The 5,370-nt window shown below is 42.6% G+C and carries 7 protein-coding genes; all 7 read left to right on the top strand.

From position 1 onward, the window contains the following. The coding region (gene gvpQ / locus WAM07_RS06955; RefSeq protein WP_422165805.1) for a gas vesicle protein GvpQ at positions 1 to 629 on the top strand (629 nt) is incomplete at its 5' end. Between the two features lie 20 nt (positions 630 to 649). Further along, positions 650 to 952, top strand: coding sequence for a gas vesicle structural protein GvpA (gene gvpA / locus WAM07_RS06950; protein WP_422165804.1), 303 nt, complete (start codon positions 650 to 652; stop codon positions 950 to 952). Positions 953 to 1,020: 68 nt separating this feature from the next. Beyond that, the gene (gene gvpO, locus WAM07_RS06945; protein ID WP_422165803.1) at positions 1,021 to 1,287 is read left to right on the top strand and encodes a gas vesicle protein GvpO; all 267 of its coding nucleotides are present in this window, start codon (positions 1,021 to 1,023) and stop codon (positions 1,285 to 1,287) included. A 17-nt stretch (positions 1,288 to 1,304) separates the two neighbouring features. Continuing rightward, positions 1,305 to 2,213, top strand: a complete 909-nt coding sequence (gene gvpN / locus WAM07_RS06940) for a gas vesicle protein GvpN (protein WP_422165802.1) — start codon at positions 1,305 to 1,307, stop codon at positions 2,211 to 2,213. A 14-nt stretch (positions 2,214 to 2,227) separates the two neighbouring features. Then, positions 2,228 to 2,992, top strand: coding sequence for a GvpL/GvpF family gas vesicle protein (locus WAM07_RS06935; protein ID WP_422165801.1), 765 nt, complete (start codon positions 2,228 to 2,230; stop codon positions 2,990 to 2,992). Beyond that, positions 2,989 to 3,228, top strand: coding sequence for a hypothetical protein (locus WAM07_RS06930; protein WP_422165800.1), 240 nt, complete (start codon positions 2,989 to 2,991; stop codon positions 3,226 to 3,228). The genes WAM07_RS06935 and WAM07_RS06930 overlap by 4 nt, the downstream gene beginning before the upstream one ends. 186 nt (positions 3,229 to 3,414) lie before the next feature. After that, on the top strand, positions 3,415 to 5,151 hold the full coding sequence (locus WAM07_RS06925; protein WP_422165799.1) for a carbon starvation protein A: 1,737 nt from the start codon (positions 3,415 to 3,417) through the stop codon (positions 5,149 to 5,151). The last annotated feature ends 219 nt before the right edge of the window (positions 5,152 to 5,370 follow it).

The following is a 5,370-nucleotide window of genomic DNA, read 5'->3' as shown; positions in this document are numbered from 1 at the left end:
TCTCTGAACTCAAAAGGAGAACAGAGCACCCTTTTGAATTCGCGGATGAAGCCACTGATGAAATCCAGGATGCTTCCCAGGAAGTTACGGAAGAAGCGCAGGATGAAGCCAGTGACTATTTAGCCCAACAATATAAAGAACAACTGCGAAGAGAAATTGAACAATTAAGAACCAACCTCGAAGAGAAGAAGCAGGAAAATGCCAATAAAGTTCATGAAAGAGCTGAAGAAGCTGAGAAGAAGCTGCAGGAAAAACTTTTGAAGCTCCGTGAAAAAATTGCTTCTGTAAGAGAGTCTGGGGAAGAGCTTCAAGAAAAAATAAAAGAAAGCCAACGCTCTCGAAACTCTGATAGAAGAACTAAGGGTGTAGAAAGTATTAAAGGTATATCGAATGTCAGGAGCTCTTCCAAGCTTAAAGGTCCCTCTAATATAAAGGGGCTCAGTCAAATGAAAAGTGCTCCGCAGGTGAAAAGCTCAACCGATCTAAAAGGAGTGAATGAGCTCAAGAGTTCCAAAAGCATTAAGGGGTCGACAGATGCTAAGGGGCTAAATGACATCAAAAGTTCTCCAAACGTTAAAGGTCCTAAAGATGTGAAGGGAATTGAAGATATCAAAACATATCATGGATAAAATTTGAAAGGAGAATGAAAATGGCTATTCAAAAATCAACAGATAGTTCCAGTCTCGCAGAGGTAGTAGACCGTATTCTTGATAAAGGGATTGTAATTGATGCATTTGCACGTGTCTCTGTCGTCGGTATCGAATTAATTACGGTAGAAGCAAGAGTGGTGATCGCAAGTGTAGACACTTGGCTACGTTATGCAGAGGCTGTTGGTCTCCTGCGCGATGAAGTAGAAGAGGAAGGTATTGGAGGCCGTCTTGCAGAGCAGCGTGTAGGTTCCCAATCTCAAGACTCCGAAGAATCCAATGAACGAGGCGAATTCAGTATTTAAACAGTGAAGGGTTGGTCTTTCCACCAACCCCTTCTCTATCTATTCAGTAGAAAGGCGGGTCTTTCAATATGAAACTGTTAGACAACGTTACTCAATTCTTTAATCAGAATATTGCTCCCCCTCATAAAATCATATCTGCCAAAAAGCAGGATGATGGCTGGAAAGCATTAGTTGAAATTATTGAAGAAAAAGAATATATGAAAAAGTACGCTAATGACCAAATGATTGGACTTTATGAAGTGTTTTTAGATAACAACCATGAAGTAACTGGTTTTTCCAGAATAAGTTTACGCTACCGCAGTGATTTAGAAGAGAAAACTGAAGTAGAACATTAAGAAACGGAGGGGTGGAAATGACAAAATTAACGGAAACAAAAGCTGAACCTCAAGAAGAGCGAGGCGTGTACGCCCATCCCTTCTTTCAAAATTTGATTAAGCGTTCCCAGCGCTATTTATCGTTAGGTTATCCAGTGCACTTTACGGGCCCAACAGGAATCGGAAAGACTACGCTGGCTCTCCATATCGCTAAATCCAGAAAACGCCCTGTAGTGTTAATCAGTGGGAATAAGAGTTTATCAAACGATGAATTAATTGGAGCGTTTAAAGGCTATAACCGTAAAAAAGTGAACGATAATTACGTGCGGACCGTGAGAAAAATCGAGGAAAATGTTACGGAAGGCTGGGTTTCGGGCCGTGTATATGAAGCTGTGAAAAATGGGTACACCGTTTTTTACGATGAATTTACGAGATCGCAGCCGGAAGTTAACAATCTGTTTTTATCCGTTCTGGAAGAAAAAATTCTGCCATTATACGGAACGAAACGCAAGGATTCTCACATAAGAGTTCACCGGGAGTTTTCGATCATTTTCACCAGTAATCCAGCAGAATACGTAGGTGTATATCAAACACAGGATGCCCTTCTGGATCGTATGATATCGCTGCCGCTCAAGTCGCTGGATCAAGAGGCCGAAGCCGGCATTGTGTCTGAACGAACGAATATTGATGAGGATAAAGCAAAAGCCATAGTAAGTTTTGTTCATCGAGTAAATGATTTATGCAACAACCGCGATTCTTCTTTAAGTTTACGTGCATCTATCATGATTGCGGATGTGGCTGAACGTTATCAACTGCCGATTGATGGAGATGACAAAGAATTTCAAGAACTTTGCCTTGATATCACATACTTCACCTTGGATTTATGCACGGACGACCAAGAAGAAGATCTACAAAGCAAGATTATAGAGGCATGCAAAAAGGTGTAGGAGGCGTAGAAGACATGGATGAAGAGTTAGGTATTTATGTATTTTGCTGCATTCAAACAAACGAGGAAAAAAGTTTTGGCACCATTGAGTTTGAAGGGGAAGACCGTTCAATTTTCACCATCCATTATAAAGATGCTGCAATGGTAGCTACTGAAGCACCGGTGAAAATTTACACTCCGAAAAAAGACCATTTAATGACTCACCAAAATGTTATTTCCCGGGTGATGGAAAGTGAATCCTCTGTGGTACCCATTAGTTTCGGGAACGTTTTCCAAACCCGGGAAGACACAGAAGTCCTTCTCGAAAATTTATATCCTCAATTAGCCCGCCTATTTCCCGAAGTTGAAAACAAAATCGAAATCGGGCTTAAAGTGGAGGGGAAAAAAGAATGGCTCGAAGATCAAGTTAACAAGAATAACAAAGTAATGAAGCAAAAAGAAACGGTCTCGAGTAAATCGGAAGCCGCTGGATATTTTGACCGGATTAAACTCGGTGAAATGGCCCAGGATTTCTTTAACAACATGAAAACAGAAATCGAAAAAGATATTCATACGCGGCTTGTAAGATTGTCCGAATCCTCGAAATCCAATGAAACGGTTGGAGAGAGGATGTTGTTAAACGGAGCTTACCTGATTGATCGGGGCAATGAACAGGCGTTTGACGAAAAAGTAAACGAACTCCATGAACGCTGGAAGGATCGCGTGGAATTTAAATATACGGGTCCGTGGCCAGCTTATAATTTCATAAATATTAAATTGAAGGTGGAGGAAACGTCATGATTCATAAACTAATCACTTCCCCGATTGATTTAATTGTTAAAGTCGGCCAGCATGTTAAGATGGGGATTCAATCCCTACTCCAGCCGAAGGTCAATTCTTCTGGCGCGGAAGAATGGATCAGGTTGACGGCTTCTTCCTGGGCCGTATTGCATCAGAATAGTTTTGTATTTATAAGCTTACAGGCTCTTATTCAAATGGAGTCTGTAGCTTTTTTTATGAGTTCTTCTGCTTCCTAAGCATTAAAAAGTCGCCCTTCATATGTGCCTATCTTCCTAGCCCTTCTTAAAAATTCCACAATCGACAATATATCCTACAATCGGCTGAATTTTTTGATAAATCAGTCAACAGCGTTGATGAATAGGAAAAAATTGTAGTATAATATCATAAGTATGGAAACGCATACATAAAGGAGGAGGGGTATTGTGAGTGGTATTTGGCTTGCGGTAGTTGGAGGTATTGTTTTTATTCTCGGGTACAGGTATTATTCGAAATTTATTGCTGAGAAAATCTATAAGCTGGATCCGAACTATGTAACACCTGCCCATCAGTATAAGGATGGGGTCGATTTTGTGCCGACCAATAAGTTTGTCCTATGGGGGCATCATTTTACGTCTGTTGCTGGAGCTGCGCCAATTGTTGGTCCGGCTATTGCCGTGTATTGGGGCTGGCTTCCGGCTGTTCTGTGGGTTCTGCTTGGTACCGTTTTTGCAGCGGGAGTCCACGATTTTGGTACGTTAGTATTATCCGTTAGGAATAAGGGACAATCAGTTGGGACCCTGGCGAGCAAGCTGATCGGTCAAAAAGCTAAAGTGCTGTTTTTATTCATTATTCTACTATTAGTACTGATGGTTAACGCTGTGTTTGCCTGGGTTATTGCAAACTTGTTTATTTCATTCCCGGCAAGCGTCGTATCTGTATTTATTCAAATTCCACTGGCCATTTGGATTGGCTACAGCGTGTATAAGAAAAAAGGGAATATGCTGCTTCCGTCTGTTATAGCGCTTGCCGTTATGTACTTGGCAGCTATTGTGGCAAGTTATGTTCCCGTTTTGCAAATTGATTTAGTGAAATATTTCGGGGGCGAAGGGGCATCCTCGGCCTTTGGGCTTAGCGCTACTTCCATGGCCTTTTTAGTATGGATCGTTGTGTTAATGGCTTATGTTTATATCGCTTCGACTCTTCCTGTGTGGAAACTGCTTCAGCCGCGTGATTACATCAACTCTCACCAGTTGATCGTCGGGCTTGGTTTATTGTATTTAGGTTTACTTTTCACGAACCCTGAAATTACGGCTCCTGTGACGAATTCGACAGCAGATACATCCTGGTTTCCACTGTTATTCATTACGATTGCGTGCGGAGCGATTTCTGGTTTCCACGGACTGGTATCATCCGGTACTTCTTCCAAACAGCTGGACAATGAAATGGACGCCAGATTTGTAGGTTATTTAGGTTCTGTAGGGGAAGGGGCGCTCGCGCTCGTGGCTATTATAGCTGTCGTTACGTTTTTCCCAACAGCAGGAGAGTTTACAGCAACTTACAGTAGTTTCACGGCCGCAAGCAGTGCCGGTCTAGGTGTATTTATTCAGGGAGCCGGGCAGCTCGCTGCGGGTCTTGGTATTCCTGTTGCAGTCGCTTCTACGATAGTTTCCGTTATTGTGGTTAGTTTTGCAGCAACCACGCTGGACTCGTCGGTCCGGTTAATGCGTTATATTATTGCAGAGCTTGGGACTGAATATAAGATAACTCCTCTTACGAAAACGCATGTAGCTACTACAGTTGCCGTAGTTTCCAGTGCAGCTTTGACTTTGATTCCTCAGGGACCTAAAGGATTTGGTTCCGGCGGTTATCTATTATGGCCGTTGTTTGGTACTTCCAACCAGCTGCTTGCCGGTATTAGTTTACTACTTGTATCTATATGGCTGAAACGTCTGGGACGAAGCTACTTGCCAACCCTGATTCCGATGGTTTTCCTCATGTTCATGACCTTATGGGCGATGATTACTCAAGTGCTTGGAGAGTGGGCGCCATGGGCTGAAGGCAGTGACTGGATGTTGTTTACTTTTGGAGCCATCATACTTGTCTTCACTTTCTGGATTCTACTTACAGCTGCATCAGCTATATTCAAGAATGACCGCGACTCTGTACAAAAGAGTGCGTAAAAATAAGAGTCCGCACGTCCTGCGTGCGGCTTTCTTATTTTCAGATTTCCTCAAAAATAAAGTAGAGATTATCAAACAATAGGGCCGTATATTTGAAGACTCAGTTTCGAGATATCGGGTTAGTCTGTAGGTCCTTCGGGGGACGATTTCGCTTTCCGTGGGCATGTGCTGAGCCTCCTCAGTCTTCGACTTCCGGGGTCTCACCGATCATGTTTATCC

The sequence above is a fragment of the Halobacillus sp. genome, from assembly GCF_049282395.1.
Classification (GTDB): Bacteria; Bacillota; Bacilli; order Bacillales; family Halobacillaceae; genus Halobacillus.
Note: the sequence above shows the minus strand (reverse complement) of the source record. Positions and strands in the feature narration are given on the sequence as shown.